Raw genomic sequence first — 18,445 nt, forward strand, 5'->3', positions numbered from 1 at the left:
TCGCTTTTAAAGTATTATAATAGAGATTTATTATTTAACAAAATCCTCTGCTTGTTTTAGTGCAGCATCTAATCCAGAAACCTCTTTACCACCTGCTGTAGCTAAGAAAGCTTGTCCACCACCGCCGCCATTGATGTGCTTCGCGATTTCTTTTACAATTTGTCCTGCGTTATAACCTTTTTCATCTACAAGGTTTTTTGCGATAGAAATTGTAATCGATGGTTTTACGGCATCATTCGTACCAACAACGATAAATGCATTTTCGATTTCTTTTGTCAAATCAATTGCATTTTGTTTTGCGGCATTTGTATCTAAATTCGTTTTAACCGCTAAGAAATTAACACCATTAATCTCTTTAATCGCAGCTTTCCAAGTCGCTTTCTCAGCAGCAGCTTGTTGCGCAACAAAAGACTCTAATTGCTTTTTCAATTCTGCATTTTCATCTAATAAATGTTGAACCGCTTTTACCGCATCATTTTTCGTTTTAAGTGCAGCTAAAACATCATTGTAATTTTTCTCAGCATCTTTGTATGCTTCGATTGCTTTGTTTGATGTAATTGCTTCGATACGACGAATACCAGCAGCAGTAGAAGATTCAGATAAAATTCTGAACAAACGAATATCTGCTGTGTTTTTTACGTGCGTACCACCACATAATTCGATTGAAGATCCGAAACGAATGACACGAACTTTATCACCATATTTTTCACCAAATAGAGCCATAGCTCCATCAGCAATAGCTTCGTTGATATCACAATCTCTTTTTTCGATTAATGGTAAAGCTTCTGCAATTTTATCGTTTACTTTTTGCTCAACAATAGCCAATTCTTCATCTGTCATTTTAGAGAAATGAGAAAAGTCAAAACGTAAATAATCGTCTCCAACATACGAACCTTTTTGTTCTACGTGCGTTCCTAAAACTTCGCGTAAAGCTTCGTGCATTAAGTGTGTTGCAGAGTGATTTTTAGTTGTCTCATTACGTTTTTCTGTGTCAACTTTCGCATTGAATGTAGCGTTTACATTTTCTGGTAAAGTTTCAACGAAATGAATTACTAAGTTATTTTCTTTTTTCGTGTCAACAACTTCAATTGTTTCATTCAAAGTAGAAATTGATCCTGTATCACCAATTTGTCCTCCAGATTCTGCATAGAATGGCGTTTGGTTGAATACCAATTGGAAAAATTCTCCTTTTTTATTTTTTACTTTTCTGTAACGTGTAATTTTTACTTCAGCTTCTGTGTTATCATAAGCGATAGAGGTTTCCTTTCCTTTATCATCTAAAATAACCCAGTCATCCGTTACTAAAGCAGTTGCTTTTTTCGAACGTTCTTTTTGTTTCGCCATTTCAGCTTCAAAACCAGCTTCGTCAATTGTGAAACCGTGATCTTCTGCTACAATACGAGATAAATCTGCGGGGAAACCAAATGTGTCATATAATTCGAAAACCACATCACCAGGAACAACTTTAGAATCTCCTAATTGCTCAATGATTTGATTTAATCGATTTAATCCTTGTTCAATTGTACGTAAGAAAGATGCTTCTTCTTCGCGAATAACGCCAGTTACAATTGTTTCTTGTTTCACTAATTCTGGGAAGAAATCACCCATTTCAGCTTTCAAGATTGGATATAATTTATAGATAAAAGGTTCTTTAAGACCTAAGAAACGATATCCGTAAGAAATTGCACGACGTAAAATACGACGAATTACATATCCTGCTCCTGTGTTTGATGGTAATTGTCCGTCTGCAATTGCAAAAGAAACTGCACGTAAATGGTCAACTACAACACGAATAGCGATATCTGTTTTTTCTGCTGTTCCGTATTTTACACCAGAAATTTCTTCTAATTTTTGAATTGTTGGTTGAAAAACATCTGTATCATAGTTAGATGATTTTCCTTGTAAAACCATTGCCAAACGCTCAAATCCCATACCTGTATCGATATGGCGAGCCGGTAAAGATTCTAAAGAACCATCCGCTTTACGTTGATATTGCATAAATACCAAGTTCCAAATTTCGATAACTTGTGGATGATCCATATTAACCAATGTTTTACCATCAACAGCTAAACGATCAGCTTCTGGACGAATATCAACATGAATTTCAGAACATGGTCCACATGGTCCGATATCACCCATTTCCCAGAAATTATCTTTTTTATTTCCGTAAAGAATTCTATCTTCAGCAATATGTTGTTTCCAAAGTTCTAATGCTTCTTCATCTAATGATGTTCCGTCACCTTTATCACCTTCAAAAACGGTTACATAAATTTGATCTTTAGAGATTCCGTATTTTTCTGTTAGTAATTCCCACGCCCAAGCGATTGCTTCTTTTTTGAAATAATCACCAAAAGACCAGTTTCCTAACATTTCGAACATCGTGTGGTGGTAAGTATCTTTTCCTACATCATCCAAATCATTATGTTTACCAGAAACACGAAGACATTTTTGTGTATCCGCGATACGATTACTTTTTGGAGTTCCGTTTCCTAAAAAATATTCTTTGAATTGTGCCATCCCCGAATTATTGAACATTAATGTCGGATCGTCTTTCAAAACAATCGGCGCAGAGTCTACTATTAAGTGGCCTTTTGTCTCAAAAAAATGCAGAAATTCTTTTCTTATATCTTTGGATTTCATTTAATTAAATTATTTTTATCATTTGATTAACAAGTTTACTCGTACAATATTCGTTACTTTGCAAACGTTTTACAAAGATAATAAAAGGTTGGTTAAGTAATGGAAAATAAAAACTATAAGTATAATTCTGTGAAATTTTTAATGAGTTGGGCGAAGAAAAGAGTCCAAAAAACTCCTAAAACAGCATTATACGTATTACTATTTTTATGTCTATCGACAATATCTGCTGGAATGATTGGTTATCATTTTAATGATTCTGAATACGCATCGAGAGCAGGGAAATTCAAAGATGACAAAAGCAAATTATTAGCTGAGTTGGAAAGAATGGAAAATGAAAATCAGCAATTACATAAAAAATTCAAAGAAGTTGAAGAAGCTTTGACAGAAATCGAAGAAAAAGATCGCAATATTTATCGTACAATTTATGATATGCGTGTCAATGAAAATATCGATTCTGTAAACAAAGAAATTGATAATTATACAGCAGAAGATATCGAAAAATTGATTGATAAAATTGAAATTGAATCAAAATCGTTGGACGAAGTATTTCGTTCGGCTGGTGTTAAAGATGCCAATTTATCATCAATGCCAGTACTAAAACCTGTTGCAGATAAATATGTAAGTAGATTAGCTTCTGGTTATGGATCTCGTTTTCACCCAATTTTGAAAGTGAATAAAATGCACAAAGGTTTAGATTTTGCAGCTTCTACAGGAACACCAATTTATGCAACTGGAGATGGTTCTGTAAAAGTTTCTGAATTTAATTCGGGTTACGGAAATATGGTGGTCTTGAAACACGGAAATGGTTACGAAAGTTTGTATGCTCACATGTCTCGTGCGAAAGTTCGTAGTGGACAAAAAGTGAAAAGAGGCGATGTAATTGGTTATGTTGGGACGACTGGATTGTCGACAGGAGCGCATTTGCATTACGAAATTCACAAGAATGGAGAACCTGTAGATCCAATTATGTATTTCTACAATGATGTAGATCCAGACGATTTCATTAAAATTTATCAAAACTCTAAAAAATTGTCATTATCTTTGGATTAAACGCTGATAATGAACGTAGACCTGCCTGATAAACTATATTACTCGATTGGCGAAGTCGCCAAAGCCTTTGATGTAAATGCATCGTTGATTCGATTTTGGGAGAAAGAATTTGAAATTATTCAACCCAAAAAGAACAAAAAAGGAAATCGATTATTTACCAAAAATGATATTGATTGTTTCAAGAATATCTATTATTTGGTAAAAATAAAAGGCTATACGTTAGAAGGTGCAAAACAAGCGATTGGTAAAAAAGGAATTGCGACAACAACAGATGAAATAGATGTTGTGAAGCGATTAGAAAATATAAAAGATGAACTCATCAAACTTAAAATGAGTTTTGAGTCGGAAGAAATTTTAGAAAAAGATGAACTGAATTAAGTTCATCTTTTTTGGTTATAAAACTTTTGTTTCAATAAATTTAAAGCCAATTGCAAGTATAAAACTTATAATGATTAGAATCCAGTTTGGTTTTAGTTTAGTTTTTAATTCAAATAGTTTCGAAAAAATTTCAATCACTCTTTCTTTGTCAATAATTAAGATAACAAAGACTAAAACTTGATAAAAAATAGAAGAATTTAGCGCAACAATTTCATAGAAATAATCTTGTAGAATAATATTGATTAAAATTGTAGTTAATAACAAGCATGCAAAAATTCTTGTCCTTCTAAAAAGTAATGTGATTGCACCAATCACTTCAAAAATTCCGATGATTATTGGATACCCTTTGGTAAAACTATAAAAATTCCACATCAATCGATGACCTTCAGAAAGATGATTATTAATGCTGTTATCCATATTTGTGAATTGAGTAGGTTTTACAATTCCATACACAAACATTGATATTGAAACCGTAAATATTGCTGACCAATAAAGTATATAGATTAGTTTTTGTTTCATTTATTTTTTAAAATTATTTAGAATAATCATTACAATTTTTATAATTAATACAATAATAGTGATTGGAAGTAAGAAGAGTAAAATGGAGTATAAACTCCAAAAATCATTTAAAATTTTAAAATATTGTAAAAAAAATAAGCTAATCAAGTAAAGCCAGAATAAAAAAACTAAAATGAGAAGGTTATTTATTTTGAATATTTTTCGTTCAACGAAATAAAAAGTCAAAATAATCAAAAGTGGTATTGCAATAGTATAAACGTAAAACATATTTTAGGTTAATAGTTGGTTATAAGCTACGATGAACTCTTCCAATTGTTGTAAAGTTACTTTATCAATAATTTTTCCTTCCGAATTTACTTTTCCTTTAACACCTTGAATGAGTAAAGTTGTTTCATTATTGAAGTTTGTCATCAACGTTTTCATTATCAATTGCAATTCTTCATGTCCTTTTTCTCCATTTGCAGACGCAGTGATAATTCCTAAAGGTTTTCCATCAAAAATGGTTGTAGAAACGCACCATTCTAATACATTTTTTAATCCACTCGGAATACTAAAAATATATTCGGGCGTACAAATAATTATTCCATCAGCTTTTTCTATTTCAGTTCTAAAACCAAGTATTTCTTGCGGCGTATTTTCGATAGAACGTTCTGGATCAAAATGAGGAAGAGTTTTTAATTCATCAAAAACAGTACATTTGAAATATTGAGATGTAGAAGAAATAAAATTTTCTATGATTTTTTGATTAGATGAATTTTCGCTTGTGCTTCCATTAATGATGAAAATATTTTTCATTTTCGTTGATTTGAACATCTAAAATAGATAATTATTCTTAACTTATCTTAAGAAAATCTTCTGCTAAGATTTCGTAAATTTACAGATTCAAACGAAAACTCAATGTACTTAATATACGATACAGAGACAACTGGTCTTCCGAAAGATTGGAATGCGCCGATTTCTGACTCCGACAACTGGCCGCGTTGTATACAAATCGCTTGGCAATTGCACGATGAAATGGGGCAAATTATTGAACATCAAGATTATTTGGTGCGTCCAGATGGTTTTGATATTCCGTATGATTCTGAACGTATTCACGGAATTTCAACTGATTTAGCAACCGAAAAAGGTGTTCCATTAAAAGAAGTTTTAGATAAATTCAACGAAGCTTTAGGTAAAGCTAAATTTATTGTTGGACAAAATTTAGGTTTCGATATTAACATTATGGGAGCCGAATTTTATCGTCTGAATTATGAAAATAATTTAGCCGAAAAACCTGTTTTGGATACCTGTACCGAGGTGACTGCTGAGTTATTGAAACTTCCTGGAGGTCGTGGAGGTCGTTACAAATTACCAACGTTAACGGAATTGCATCAATATCTTTTTGGTGTTTCGTTTGGCGAAGCGCATAACGCAACTGCCGATGTGGAGGCAACTACGCGTTGTTTTTTCGAGTTGATTCGTAAAGGTATTTTTACAAAAAACGAGTTAGAAGTTGAAGATGAATATTTTGTTCGATTTAATGCAATTAATGAAACAAATATTCAGCCAGTTGGACTAAATCACGTAAATCTTAAAAAAGCTTCACAAGAAATTGCGAAAATTAAAGCCAAAGAAGATGGAGGAGATGAGGTTATTGATATTTCGGAAGAAGTTTTAGCACAATTCGAGAAAGCAAAATTTGCACATTTACATAATCACACACAATTTTCAATTCTTCAATCGACTATTTCTGTAAACGATTTGGTGAGTGCTGCGGCAAAAAATAAAATGACTGCAGTTGCAATTACCGATCATGGAAATATGATGGGAGCTTTTCATTTTAATGCAGAAGTACAAAATCATAATAAAGCTGCAAAAGTAAAGAATGAAGAGTTAATTGCTGACGGAGCAGAACCAACGGAAGTTATCTTAAAACCTATTATTGGTTCCGAATTCTTTGTTTGTGAAAATCATTTAGACAAAACAAAAAAGGATAATGGCTATCAAATTGTAATTTTTGCAAAGAACAAAAATGGTTATCATCATTTAGCAAAAATGGCATCGAAGGCTTATACTGATGGGTTTTACTACGTGCCTCGAATTGATAAAGCGATTATTGAAGAATATAAAGAAGATTTAATTGTTTTGTCTGGAAACTTACAAGGTGAAGTTCCAAACAAAATTTTGAATCTTGGTGAAAAGCAAGCCGAAGAAGCTTTACTTTGGTGGAAAGAGCAGTTTGGTGATGATTTTTACATCGAATTGATGCGCCACGGACAAGAAGATGAAGATCGTGTTAATCAGACTTTGCTTGCGTTTGCGCGTAAACACAATGTAAAAGTTGTTGCGACAAATAATACGTATTATATCAATCAAGACGATTCGAATGCACACGATATTTTGTTGTGTGTGCGCGATGCAGAAAAACAATCAACGCCAATTGGTCGTGGTCGTGGATTCCGTTTTGGTTTGCCAAATCAAGAATATTATTTTAAGTCGGAAGCAGAAATGAAACAATTGTTTCAAGACATTCCCGAAGCAATTATTAATATTCAAGAAATTGTTGATAAAATAGAAGAATACACGCTTTATCGAGATGTATTACTTCCAAAATTTGATATTCCCGAAGAATTTCATCACGCAGAAGATGATGAAGATGGAGGGAAAAGAGGTGAGAATGCTTATTTAAAACATTTAACCTACGAAGGTGCAAAAATTCGTTATCCAGAATTGACAGACGAAATTAAAGAACGTTTGGATTTCGAATTAGCCACAATTGAAAAAACAGGTTATCCTGGTTATTTCTTGATTGTACAAGATTTTATTGCTGCGGCGCGTAAAATGGGCGTATCGGTTGGTCCAGGTCGTGGTTCGGCGGCAGGATCAGCAGTTGCTTATTGTTTATGGATTACCAATTTAGATCCAATTCAGTACGATTTACTTTTTGAGCGATTCCTAAATCCTGATCGTGTATCTATGCCCGATATCGATATCGACTTTGATGACGAAGGTCGATCGTTGGTAATGGATTATGTGATTGATAAATATGGAGCAAATCAAGTAGCGCAAATCATCACTTATGGTACAATGGCGGCGAAATCTTCGATTAAAGATACGGCGCGTGTATTGGATTTACCATTGTTTGATGCGAACCGTGTTGCAGGTTTGATTCCGAATATGAAGTTATCTAAAATCTTCAATTTAGATGAAGCTGCATTAAAAGGAGCCTTAAAACCAGAAGAGTTTGATGCTGTAAGCGAATTAAAACGTTTATCGAATGGAGACGATTTAGCTGCGGAAACTATTCAGCAAGCAAAAATCTTAGAAGGTTCTGTTCGTAACACGGGAATTCACGCGTGTGGGGTAATTATTACGCCAGATGATATTACGAATTTCGTACCTGTAACAACAGCTAAAGATTCAGATTTATATGTAACGCAGTTTGATAACTCGGTTGCAGAAAGTGCCGGATTATTGAAGATGGACTTTTTGGGGTTGAAAACCTTAACCTTGATTAAAGATACCATCAAATTAGTAAAAGCGAGAACAGGAATCGAAATCAATCCGGATGAAATTCCGATTGACGACGAAAAAACATATGAGCTTTTCCAGCGTGGCGAAACGGTTGGGGTTTTCCAATACGAGTCACCCGGAATGCAAAAATACATGAAGGATTTACGTCCGACAGTTTTCGCGGATTTAATTGCCATGAATGCCCTTTATCGTCCTGGGCCTATCGAATATATTCCGTCGTTTGTTCGCCGTAAAAATGGTGAAGAACCAATTCAGTACGATTTGGATGCGATGGAAGAATATTTATCAGAAACCTACGGAATTACGGTTTATCAGGAGCAAGTAATGTTGCTTTCGCAAAAATTAGCAGGTTTCTCGAAAGGTGATGCCGACGTTTTGCGTAAAGCAATGGGGAAAAAGCAAAAAGCTGTCTTGGATAAAATGAAACCAAAATTTGTTGCGCAAGCTTCAGAAAAAGGGCATGATCCTAAGATTTTAGAAAAAGTTTGGACAGACTGGGAAGCCTTTGCATCCTATGCCTTCAATAAATCGCACTCGACGTGTTATGCATGGGTAGCGTATCAAACAGCTTATCTGAAAGCACATTATCCAGCAGAATATATGGCGGCTGTTCTTTCAAATAATATGAATGATATCAAGCAAGTGACCTTCTTTATGGAAGAGTGTAAGCGAATGGGATTGGCGGTTCTTGGTCCAGATATCAATGAATCGATTACGAAGTTTAACGTAAACGAAAATTATGAAATTCGTTTTGGAATGGGAGCTGTAAAAGGTGTTGGGCAAGCCGCAGTAAACTCGATAATTTCTGAACGTGAAGCAAATGGTCCGTTCAAAGATATATACGACTTTGTTAAACGTGTCGAATTGCGAACAGTGAACAAAAAAACAATCGAAAACTTAGTTTTAGCTGGAGGTTTTGATTCGTTTGAATTTCATCGTGGACGTTATTTTTTTATCGATAATACAACGACGAATCTGGAAAAATTAATCAAATATGGAGGAAATTATCAGGAGCAAAAAAACTCTTCTCAAACTTCTTTATTTGGTGATTTTGGAGGTGATTCTGTTGTAGAAGATGTGGTTCCGATGTTGCCAGATTGTGAGAAATGGAATATGTTACAACGTTTGTCGAAAGAGAAAGAAGTTGTTGGAATTTATATTTCTTCGCATCCTTTGGATGATTTCAAACATGAGTTGAAAATGGCTTCAAATTGTAGTATTTCTGATATCAATGCGAATGAAGATAATTTTGTTAACAAAGAAGTTTCAATTTGTGGAATGATGTCAAATATTCAACATAGAATTGCCAAAAATGGAAACGAATTTGGTATTTTTACGTTTAGTGATTACACCGATTCGATGGATATCATGGTTTTTGGTAGCGATTATATGAAATATAGACACTTTATGCAGGAAAATATGTTCTTGAATTTGAAATTGAATATCTCGAAAAAAGAATTCAAAGACAAAGAAGGAAATGTAACGCAAGGTCGTGTGTATAAAAACATCACAAATATTTTGTTGTTGAATGAAATTGTTGAAAAACAAGCCGAAAAAATGACGGTGAAGATTGAAGTTCCAGAATTTTCGGAAGAAACATTTAGCAAATTATCAGATATTATGTTCAAATATCAAGGAGATAAATTATTAAAAATTCAATTAATTGATCCAAAAGATTATTTGAATAATTTAGATTTACCAGCAAGTAAAATCAAAATTAACATTTGTCGAGATTTGTTGAAAGAATTAGATGAATTGCAGGAAATTACATTCAAACTGAATTAATTATTCGTTTCATCTATTCAATAATTGATAGATAATATGAACGAAATTTTTCAAGAATAAAATTTTATGTAGATTTGTAAACTTAAGATTAGATAAAAAAATATAAGATTATGGCATTAGAAGTAACAGACGCATCATTTGCATCAGATATTATAGAGTCAGGAAAACCAGCAATGGTTGATTTTTGGGCTGTTTGGTGTGGTCCTTGTAGAATGGTTGGTCCAGTTGTGGAAGAGCTTGCTACAGAATATCAAGGAAAAGCAGTTATTGGTAAAGTTGATGTAGACACAAACCAAGAAGTTGCTGCGAAATATGGAATCCGTAACATTCCTACAATTTTATTCTTCAAAGACGGAGAAGTAGTAGACAAAGTTGTTGGAGTTGTTCCAAAAGAGCAATTAGTAGAAAAATTAAACGCGATTTTATAATAAATTAAATCGTTGATTTTGAAATAAAAGAATCTCGGATGCAAAATTTCCGAGATTTTTTTTGAAAAAAGTTTAGGTTTTATCAGAAAACCGCCTATATTTGCAATCCGAAATCGATACAGATTTTGATCCGGTAGTTCAGTTGGTTAGAATACTTGCCTGTCACGCAAGTGGTCGCGGGTTCGAGTCCCGTCCGGATCGCAAAAAGTTCGTTCTTTTACACAATATATTTTTTATAATTTCTGATCCGGTAGTTCAGTTGGTTAGAATACTTGCCTGTCACGCAAGTGGTCGCGGGTTCGAGTCCCGTCCGGATCGCAATTTTTTATAAAAATTCATAAAAAATATATCAATTTATAATTTTCTGATCCGGTAGTTCAGTTGGTTAGAATACTTGCCTGTCACGCAAGTGGTCGCGGGTTCGAGTCCCGTCCGGATCGCATCTATTTCTTTTTCTATTTTAGTGCGATCGAAAATTATAAATAAAAAAACAGACTGATCCGGTAGTTCAGTTGGTTAGAATACTTGCCTGTCACGCAAGTGGTCGCGGGTTCGAGTCCCGTCCGGATCGCCAACTTTTATAAGCTTCACTTATTGTGAGGCTTTTTTTTGCTCCAAACTTTTTATTTTTGCATAACGCATAACGCATAACGCATAACGCATAACGCATAACGCATAACGCATAACGCATAACGCATAACGCATAACGTATAACGCATAACGCATAACGTATAACAATGAATCATATTTATTTGGTGAACGCCTTGGTTACAGATGAAACGGGTAGAATGTTAGCTGTCCGAAAAAAGAAATCGAAATTTTTTCAGATGGTTGGTGGAAAACGAGAACAAGATGAAGAATTATTAACCACACTTCGACGCGAATTTTTAGAAGAGATTAATGTTGATATTCTACAGCACGATGTTTCATTTTTAGGGCAACACACTTCTATTGCCGTTAATGAAGTTAATACCGAAGTTTATGCAAATGTATTTCATGTTAAATTAAAATCATTAGAAACGCTTAAAATCGCTTCTGAGATAGAAGAAATGGCGTGGATAACGAAAGAAAACTACAAAGAATTTCAATTGGCTCATTTATTAGAAGAATTCAGTTTACCGATTTGGTTAGAAATGGTTTTTTAAATTTTTTTTCAAAATTTTTGTAACGTTTTTACTTTATGTTTACTTACTAATAAACACTAAATAATTAAGCGATGAAATCTATTTTGGAAATAACAGTTGAAAATAATGTTATCATAATAGACGATGAACAAGTTGCGTTGAAAAAAATAAAGTAACGATTTTGGAAGCTAAACAAACCCTTTTTTTAGAATTAATCGATCAACACAAAGAGATTTTACACAAAATCGCTAAGATGTATATGGATAATTCTGAAGATCAAAATGATTTGATACAAGAGATTGTTTTGCAACTATGGAAATCTTTTGATCGTTTCGAAGGTAAATCTCAATTTTCAACTTGGATGTATCGCGTTTCGTTGAACACGGCGTTAACTTATTTTAGAAAAGAAAAGAAAAAAGCAGATCGTCATACTTTTTTAGAAAATATTGATCAAGTAGATGAGATGGATTTTGGTGAAAAAGAAACACAACTCGAATTGTTTTATAAAGCAGTTCATGAATTGAATAAAGTAGAAAAAGCATTGATTTTTCTGTTTTTGGAAGGACAAAATCACAAGGAAATTTGTATGAACTTGGGAATTTCGGAAGTAAATGCACGTGTGAAATTGAACAGAACGAAAGAAAAAATACAAATCATCATAAAAAAATACGGTTATGAATTTTGATGAATTACAAAAACAATGGGACAATCAATCTTCAGATGAAGTTAAAATTGATCCAAATCTTGAGTTTAATCAAGAAGCAAATACCATTATTGATAAAGTACGAAAAACCTTGAAGAAAGAGTTTTATGTTCAATTATTAGGATTATTGTTTTTATATACTTTTCCTTTCTTATTTGATGCAAATACGCCAACAATTTGGTGGACATTGTTGTGTATTTCGTTGACTTTTTTGGTGCCGTTTATTTATGTTTTCAAGTTTTATAAACGATCATATCATCTGGAATATAATTCGCTAAAGAACATCAATTGGTTTTATTATAATTACAAATCTGCGATTGATATTTACAGTATTTACTCGTACTTGATTTCTATTTTAGTGTTGATGATTATTGGGATTTCGTATATCCAGCATCCTAACTCGTTGCAATTTGAATACAAATTTCAGTTTTATCTTTATATTTTTCTTACACTATTTTTTTATGTATTAATTTGCGTTTTATTATTAAAATGGTGGATTTCTACTTATTATAAAAAGAATCTGGTAGAATTAGAAAATATATTGCATCAATTAGAAGAGTAACCAAAAGTTACTCTTCTTTTGTTAATGTAATGCGTTAAACTTTAACATGTCATTGTGTAACCTTTGTGAATTTTGAACATCTATATTTTATAAAATTGATAAATGATTTAAAAACCAAATAGATGACAAAAATTTACTTTCTTTTTTTATGTTTTATAACGTTTGCAAATGCACAAGATTATAAAAAAGATACGATAGAATGACATGAAACGATTTTGTATGATAAAAGCAAATTTCGATTGAAACGTGTTGGTTCGGATACCAAGACGAAATCAATTTTAATCGGATTAACGGCTGATATTAATTTTAGTAAAGATTCACTTCCTAAGTTTACCAAAGAATTTGCAATTCCAATAAATGCGCCTAAAAAAGAATTCACTTTTCAACGTATTAATTTCAATTTTAGTAATAGTTTGAAATTAGATTCTATTCTTTTGAAAGTTGATTTAACGGCAATGAATAATGGGAAACCAGCTCAATCAATTTTAGAAAAACCTTTTGAAGTTGTTGTAAAAAAAGAATATCAACAGAATGATGTCTTTTCGATGGATTTACGTGATTTGAATATTAAATATCAAGATGATTTTTTCATCAAAGTAGAATTATTAACAGAAGTTGAAAAGCCAATTTATTTTAGTGGAGCTTTGCTGGCTAAATGTTTATATAAAACGACTGATTCTGATGTGTGGATGAAAACACCATTAGGAATTACGCCTGCAATCAATGCTGATATTTTGATAAAAAATAAAAAAGAAGCGACATTTAATTTAAGAAAAATATTCCTAAAAAATATACAACAAAGGAAGAGCTAAATAAATTGAATAATGAACTTGAATCAATTTCTGGCGTAGAAAATGACTAACAAAAAAGCCCTCGCTTGTTCAGGGCGAGGGCATATAGTTAAGTGCTTTTTTCTTTTTTCAAATAAAAATTTTGAATTAAAATTAATTAATATCTATAATATTCTGGTTTAAATGGTCCTTCAACCGTTACACCAATGTATTCTGCTTGTTCTTGAGATAAAACTTCTAATTCTACTCCTAATTTAGCTAAATGCAATTCTGCAACTTTTTCATCTAAATGCTTAGGTAAAGTATATACTTCATTTTTGTAAGCTGATGAATTTGTCCACAATTCGATTTGAGCTAAAGTTTGGTTAGAGAAAGAGTTTGACATCACAAAAGAAGGGTGTCCTGTTGCACAACCTAAGTTAACTAAACGTCCTTCAGCCAAAATGATGATGTCATTTCCGTTGATGTTGTATTTGTCAACTTGTGGTTTAATTTCTTCTTTCGTGTTTCCGTAGTTTCCGTTTAACCAAGCCATATCGATTTCGTTATCGAAGTGACCAATGTTACACACAACTACTTTGTCTTTCATTTTCTCGAAATGCTCTGCACGTACAATTCCAAAGTTACCAGTAGTCGTAATTACGATATCAGCGTTTGCAACCACTGTATCTAATTTTTTTACTTCGTAACCTTCCATAGATGCTTGTAAAGCACAAATAGGGTCGATTTCTGTTACTGTAACAATTGCTCCAGCACCGCGGAAAGAAGCCGCTGTACCTTTCCCAACATCACCAAATCCACAAACTACAACACGTTTACCAGCGATCATCAAGTCAGTAGCACGTTTGATAGCATCTACTGCAGATTCACGACATCCGTATTTGTTGTCGAATTTAGATTTTGTTACAGAGTCATTTACGTTAATTGCAGGCATAGGCAATGTACCTTTCTCCATTCTTTCGTAAAGACGGTGTACACCCGTAGTTGTTTCTTCTGATAATCCTTTGATCTCAGCAACCAATTCTGGGTAACGATCAATCACCATATTCGTTAAGTCTCCACCATCATCCAAAATCATGTTTAATGGTTTACGATCTTCTCCGAAGAATAATGTTTGCTCGATACACCAATCGAATTCCTCTTCGTTCATCCCTTTCCAAGCATACACAGGAATCCCAGCAGCAGCTATTGCAGCAGCAGCGTGATCTTGTGTAGAGAAAATATTACATGACGACCATGTAACATCAGCTCCTAAAGCAACCAACGTTTCGATTAATACTGCAGTTTGGATTGTCATGTGTAGACAACCTGCAATGCGAGCACCTTTCAAAGGTTGAGCAGCTTTGTACTCTTCACGGATAGCCATCAACCCAGGCATTTCTGCCTCAGCCAACGTAATTTCCTTTCTTCCCCACTCAGCTAAAGAAATATCTTTAACTTTGTATGGAATGTATTGCGTTTTTGTATCCATCAATTGATATATTTAACTAACTTTTTTTTTAAGTTTATAAGGAACAAATTTACAAACAAATTTCGATTAATAAAATGCCCGTTATCGATTATATTAACGATTTTAAACATACCCGCATTATTACGTGGAATGTAACAGAATCGAATGAAGAATTATTAGAATATCTTCATTTAGAGGATTATAGAATAGAAAAATATAATAATCTTCGACCTAAACAGGCCAGAGAATATCTTGGTTTGCGCGCTTGTCTAAAGAAATTGGACTTGGATTATGATGTAAATTATGACGAACGTGGAAAACCTTTTTTGCCTACAAATAAAGAAATTTCCATCACACATTCCTATGGATTGGTTTCTGTTGGCGTGAGCGAATATAATATTGGGATAGATATTGAATTGGCTCGACCAAGAAAAATTTTGAACATCAAACATAAATTTGCGCGTCCAGATGAAATAGCTTGGATTCCGCAAGAGCATGAAATTGAATATTTGCATGTGATTTGGGGAATGAAAGAAGGTTTGTACAAATTGAATGGTGGAAATCTTTGGAATTTTCTGAATCATTATCGTGCAGAAGAATTTGAATTAGTAGAGAATAAACAATTTATTTGTTGGATTTCGGATGATGTGAAATCTCGAAAATATCATGCATTCTATAAAATGATTGGTGAATATTATTTGGTTTGGGTGTTGGATTATGAATAGATTGAAGTTAGAAATTATAATTACGAATTTAGATTTACGATTTAGAATGAATTATTTTAACTCACAACTTAAGAATGAACGATTTTATTGATTACATCTTTGCTCCTTATAAAACCTATTCTACACTGAATATTTTACTTGAAATAATTGCAACTTTATTTGGGATTATTTCCGTTTATTATACCTACAAACGTAATATTTTGGTTTATCCAACCACTATTATTTCGACGTTTATTTTCATCTATTTATTTTTTAATTGGGGATTATACGGCGAAACTATTATTAATATTTACTATACTTCAATGGCGATTTATGGTTGGATTTTGTGGCAAAAAAATCTCGAAGCAGATCATAAACATGTCGATGTTTCGTGGGCTTCGAAGAAAGAATATTTATATGCAACTTTACTTTTCGCGTTGAGTTTTATCTTTATTTTGACGATTTATTATTACCGTCCAGTTATTCAAAATGGTTTTGATTTCAGTTTTATCAACCAATGTAAATTACATTATTCTAAAATTGATTTTGTAGACGCTTCGACGACCGCTATCTTTTTGATTGGAATGTGGATGATGGCGCGACGAAAAATTGATAATTGGTATTTCTGGATTATCGGCGATTTAATCATGATTCCATTAATGATTTATAAAGGAGCAGTTATTACATCTTTTCAATACCTTGTTTTGTTGGGTATTTCTATATTGGGTCTGATAGAATGGAAGAAAAAAATCCTCCAAAAATGATGGAGGATTTTGAAGTAAACTATTTTATGATGATTTTTTTGGTTAGAATTTCTTGTCCGTTGTCATAAACTTTTAAAAGGTAAATTCCTTTAGGAAGTGCTTGAATGTTTGTTTTGATTCCTTTGGATGTTTTAGTAGAAGGACTAGTGATTTTTCGACCATTTATGTCAACTAATTTTATTGAGAGATTTTGATTCGAATTCACTTCTATATTGACCCAGTCTGTAGTAGGATTTGGATAGATCGTGATATTTTGTTTTATTTTTTCTGAAATAGATAAGTTTTCACATTTGTCGAATAAATTTTTGAAGGTGATTTGATTTCCAATCGAAACCATCGTTTTGAAACAAGAATCAGAGAAAGTCAACGCTTCCACTTTATTATTTGCGATATTATCAACATGAGAGACGTCGATTGCAATAACTTTATCATTGTACAATGAAGTGATTTGAGGGAAAACAGTGTGAGCAATAATGATATGTTTTGTCTTAAAATTGGTTAAAATATCATCAACTTGTGTTTGAGAAAGAACTTGATTTGCCATTCCGCGGTACCAGTATAATCCGGAAGCACTACCACCTGTTACAGTAGCACAATTGCCTGTACATGATTCTCCATTCATTTTTTTTCGTCCGTAGTCATTCATTTCATCCAAAGGTAATTTTAGATCAGAAACCTGTGGACTTATGCCTGCGTGTACAAAAGTGTAATCACCTACTTGTTCTATAATGTTTTTGGTTCTGAACCATTTTCCAAACGCTGTATTTGGTTCAAAGAAATCGCCATATGTCTTTTTTAAATAGCTGGCGTTTTCTATATATTTCTTGTTGACATAGCGAAAATCGTATGTCATGGTCATCATATCGTGATTCCCGATGATGTAATGTACTTTTCCTCCTTTTGCTTCAGCTTCGTTTTCTAGTTTATAGATTAACCACAGAACTTCTGTAACATAAGGCCCGCGGTCTACCATATCTCCATTCACAATTAAATGCCCGTTTTCATATGTCCATTCCAAACGATCATTCATCACACCACCGTCAATTAACATTTTTTTGAAAGCTGAAAACTGACCTTCAATATCTGATGTCATAAAGAATTTTGTTGGAGCTTGATATGTTGATAACTCTGTTTGATGTTGTTTTCTTAAAGGAACATCAAATGTCGTAGATGTAGTGGGATCAGTCACTTTAAGAATAACCTTGTCATTTGTTGTATATGTTTCGTTTACAGCACCAGCTTCCGTAATATAAGTCACTGTTATTTGATCGTTATCATAAAATACATAAGGTCCGTCTTTGTGGAAAGGAACAGGAGTTGTGTTATCTTCACTCACAAAACAATCAAACGATACATCTGAGCTTCTTGTATTTTGATTTCTAATTTCGATAGAAATAATATTTTCACCATTTACAAAATTTGAAGAAGAAACGTTGTACTGAAAAAAACTATTTTCTTTGTCGTTCGGTATAAACGTACTTAATTCATACTCATGAGGAATATCTCCGGACTGAGGAAGAAGAGAGCTTCTTAAAATTTCTTTTCCATTGATATGTAAGATCGCTGCATCATCATGAACGATATTAAAAATAACTTCTTCAGGAAGTTTTGTGACATCATCTATTGTAATTTTTTTTCTGAAAAAATAGCGGATATATCCCTTTTGGATCAAAGTGTCTTCATCCCCGTCTCCAAATCCGAAATGACCTTTTCCTTCTTTCCAATTCTTTGTATCATATGTTAAGAGAGTCCACTCTTTTTGTTGATTAGAACCGTCATCTAGGTAAAGCCAGGTAGAACCTTTTTCAAAAAATAATGGGTCATTTGGTGTTGATTGAGCGAGTAAGTTGGTTTTGATTAGGAAAATAAATAGTAATAATAATAAATGTGTTTTCATGGATATGATTTTTTAGGAGCAAATATATCTTTTAAAGAAGGTTAGGGGATTAACAAAACTTTAAGTAATTATTAAATAATCAATTAAATGAAGACAGCCTAAAAAATCCTGAAAATAGTGAGTAAAAGAATAGCTGA

General features: G+C 32.9%; 16 protein-coding genes and 4 tRNA genes. 14 read left to right on the forward strand and 6 right to left on the reverse strand.

All coding sequences use genetic code 11. The features are described from left to right. Positions 1–30: 30 nt before the first annotated feature. Complete coding sequence (gene alaS, locus N5D03_RS01560) at positions 31–2,640, reverse strand: alanine--tRNA ligase (RefSeq protein ID WP_280035363.1); 2,610 nt, start codon at positions 2,638–2,640, stop codon at positions 31–33. 99 nt (positions 2,641–2,739) lie between these two features. Here alaS and N5D03_RS01565 point away from each other — a divergent pair, with 99 nt between their 5' ends. Both N5D03_RS01565 and N5D03_RS01570 read left to right on the forward strand, forming a co-directional pair. Continuing rightward, a complete protein-coding gene (locus tag N5D03_RS01565) occupies positions 2,740–3,690 on the forward strand; it encodes a M23 family metallopeptidase (protein WP_038330999.1) in 951 nt (316 codons plus the stop codon). 9 nt (positions 3,691–3,699) lie between these two features. Beyond that, on the forward strand, positions 3,700–4,068 hold the full coding sequence (locus N5D03_RS01570) for a MerR family transcriptional regulator (RefSeq protein ID WP_038331000.1): 369 nt from the start codon (positions 3,700–3,702) through the stop codon (positions 4,066–4,068). 15 nt (positions 4,069–4,083) lie between these two features. Here the strand turns inward: N5D03_RS01570 and N5D03_RS01575 are convergent, their stop codons facing one another. Beyond that, entirely contained in the window at positions 4,084–4,587 is a 504-nt protein-coding gene (locus N5D03_RS01575) for a hypothetical protein (protein ID WP_038331001.1), read from the reverse strand. Positions 4,588–4,857: 270 nt separating this feature from the next. Continuing rightward, positions 4,858–5,382, reverse strand: coding sequence for an NADPH-dependent FMN reductase (locus N5D03_RS01580; RefSeq protein WP_115001941.1), 525 nt, complete (start codon positions 5,380–5,382; stop codon positions 4,858–4,860). A gap of 102 nt (positions 5,383–5,484) precedes the next feature. Here N5D03_RS01580 and dnaE point away from each other — a divergent pair, with 102 nt between their 5' ends. The 6 genes from dnaE (at position 5,485) to N5D03_RS01610 (ending at position 10,887) form a co-directional block, all read left to right on the forward strand. Next, complete coding sequence (gene dnaE, locus N5D03_RS01585) at positions 5,485–9,885, forward strand: DNA polymerase III subunit alpha (protein WP_114998805.1); 4,401 nt, start codon at positions 5,485–5,487, stop codon at positions 9,883–9,885. A gap of 110 nt (positions 9,886–9,995) precedes the next feature. Next, positions 9,996–10,313 carry a thioredoxin gene (gene trxA / locus N5D03_RS01590; protein WP_038331009.1) on the forward strand — a complete coding sequence of 106 codons (318 nt, stop codon included), beginning with the start codon at positions 9,996–9,998 and terminating at the stop codon, positions 10,311–10,313. Positions 10,314–10,440: 127 nt separating this feature from the next. Continuing rightward, a tRNA-Asp gene (locus tag N5D03_RS01595) sits at positions 10,441–10,514 on the forward strand. 43 nt (positions 10,515–10,557) lie between these two features. Next, positions 10,558–10,631: transfer RNA gene (locus N5D03_RS01600), tRNA-Asp, on the forward strand. Between the two features lie 48 nt (positions 10,632–10,679). Then, positions 10,680–10,753, forward strand: a tRNA-Asp gene (locus tag N5D03_RS01605). Positions 10,754–10,810: 57 nt separating this feature from the next. Next, positions 10,811–10,887, forward strand: a tRNA-Asp gene (locus N5D03_RS01610). A 17-nt stretch (positions 10,888–10,904) separates the two neighbouring features. On the opposite strand, the gene N5D03_RS01615 is transcribed toward N5D03_RS01610, so the two are convergent. After that, positions 10,905–11,051, reverse strand: a complete 147-nt coding sequence (locus N5D03_RS01615; RefSeq protein ID WP_280050753.1) for a hypothetical protein — start codon at positions 11,049–11,051, stop codon at positions 10,905–10,907. Between N5D03_RS01615 and N5D03_RS01620 the strand changes: the two genes are divergently transcribed. From N5D03_RS01620 to N5D03_RS01635, 4 genes are all read left to right on the forward strand, one after another. After that, positions 11,051–11,458, forward strand: coding sequence for an NUDIX domain-containing protein (locus N5D03_RS01620; RefSeq protein WP_038331012.1), 408 nt, complete (start codon positions 11,051–11,053; stop codon positions 11,456–11,458). The two genes, N5D03_RS01615 and N5D03_RS01620, sit on opposite strands and share 1 nt — an antisense overlap. 160 nt (positions 11,459–11,618) lie before the next feature. After that, the gene (locus N5D03_RS01625) at positions 11,619–12,122 is read left to right on the forward strand and encodes a sigma-70 family RNA polymerase sigma factor (RefSeq protein ID WP_038331014.1); all 504 of its coding nucleotides are present in this window, start codon (positions 11,619–11,621) and stop codon (positions 12,120–12,122) included. Then, positions 12,112–12,702, forward strand: a complete 591-nt coding sequence (locus N5D03_RS01630) for a hypothetical protein (RefSeq protein WP_038331016.1) — start codon at positions 12,112–12,114, stop codon at positions 12,700–12,702. Before N5D03_RS01625 ends, N5D03_RS01630 begins: the two co-directional genes overlap by 11 nt. Before the next feature lie 215 nt (positions 12,703–12,917). Further along, the gene (locus N5D03_RS01635) at positions 12,918–13,514 is read left to right on the forward strand and encodes a hypothetical protein (RefSeq protein ID WP_125349459.1); all 597 of its coding nucleotides are present in this window, start codon (positions 12,918–12,920) and stop codon (positions 13,512–13,514) included. Between the two features lie 136 nt (positions 13,515–13,650). Here the strand turns inward: N5D03_RS01635 and ahcY are convergent, their stop codons facing one another. Continuing rightward, positions 13,651–14,964 carry an adenosylhomocysteinase gene (gene ahcY, locus N5D03_RS01640; RefSeq protein WP_038331025.1) on the reverse strand — a complete coding sequence of 438 codons (1,314 nt, stop codon included), beginning with the start codon at positions 14,962–14,964 and terminating at the stop codon, positions 13,651–13,653. Positions 14,965–15,038: 74 nt separating this feature from the next. Here ahcY and N5D03_RS01645 point away from each other — a divergent pair, with 74 nt between their 5' ends. Together N5D03_RS01645 and pnuC are read left to right on the forward strand one after the other, a co-directional pair. Next, positions 15,039–15,668 (forward strand): 4'-phosphopantetheinyl transferase family protein, encoded by a 630-nt coding sequence (locus N5D03_RS01645; protein WP_280050754.1) that lies wholly within the window; start codon positions 15,039–15,041, stop codon positions 15,666–15,668. Between the two features lie 74 nt (positions 15,669–15,742). Further along, positions 15,743–16,411 carry a nicotinamide riboside transporter PnuC gene (pnuC, locus tag N5D03_RS01650; protein WP_280050755.1) on the forward strand — a complete coding sequence of 223 codons (669 nt, stop codon included), beginning with the start codon at positions 15,743–15,745 and terminating at the stop codon, positions 16,409–16,411. 19 nt (positions 16,412–16,430) lie between these two features. Here pnuC and N5D03_RS01655 read toward each other — a convergent pair whose 3' ends face one another. Continuing rightward, positions 16,431–18,308, reverse strand: a complete 1,878-nt coding sequence (locus tag N5D03_RS01655; RefSeq protein ID WP_280035355.1) for a T9SS type A sorting domain-containing protein — start codon at positions 18,306–18,308, stop codon at positions 16,431–16,433. Positions 18,309–18,445 lie beyond the last annotated feature (137 nt).

It is taken from the genome of Empedobacter sp. GD03861, from assembly GCF_029840885.1.
GTDB lineage: Bacteria > Bacteroidota > Bacteroidia > Flavobacteriales > Weeksellaceae > Empedobacter > Empedobacter falsenii_B.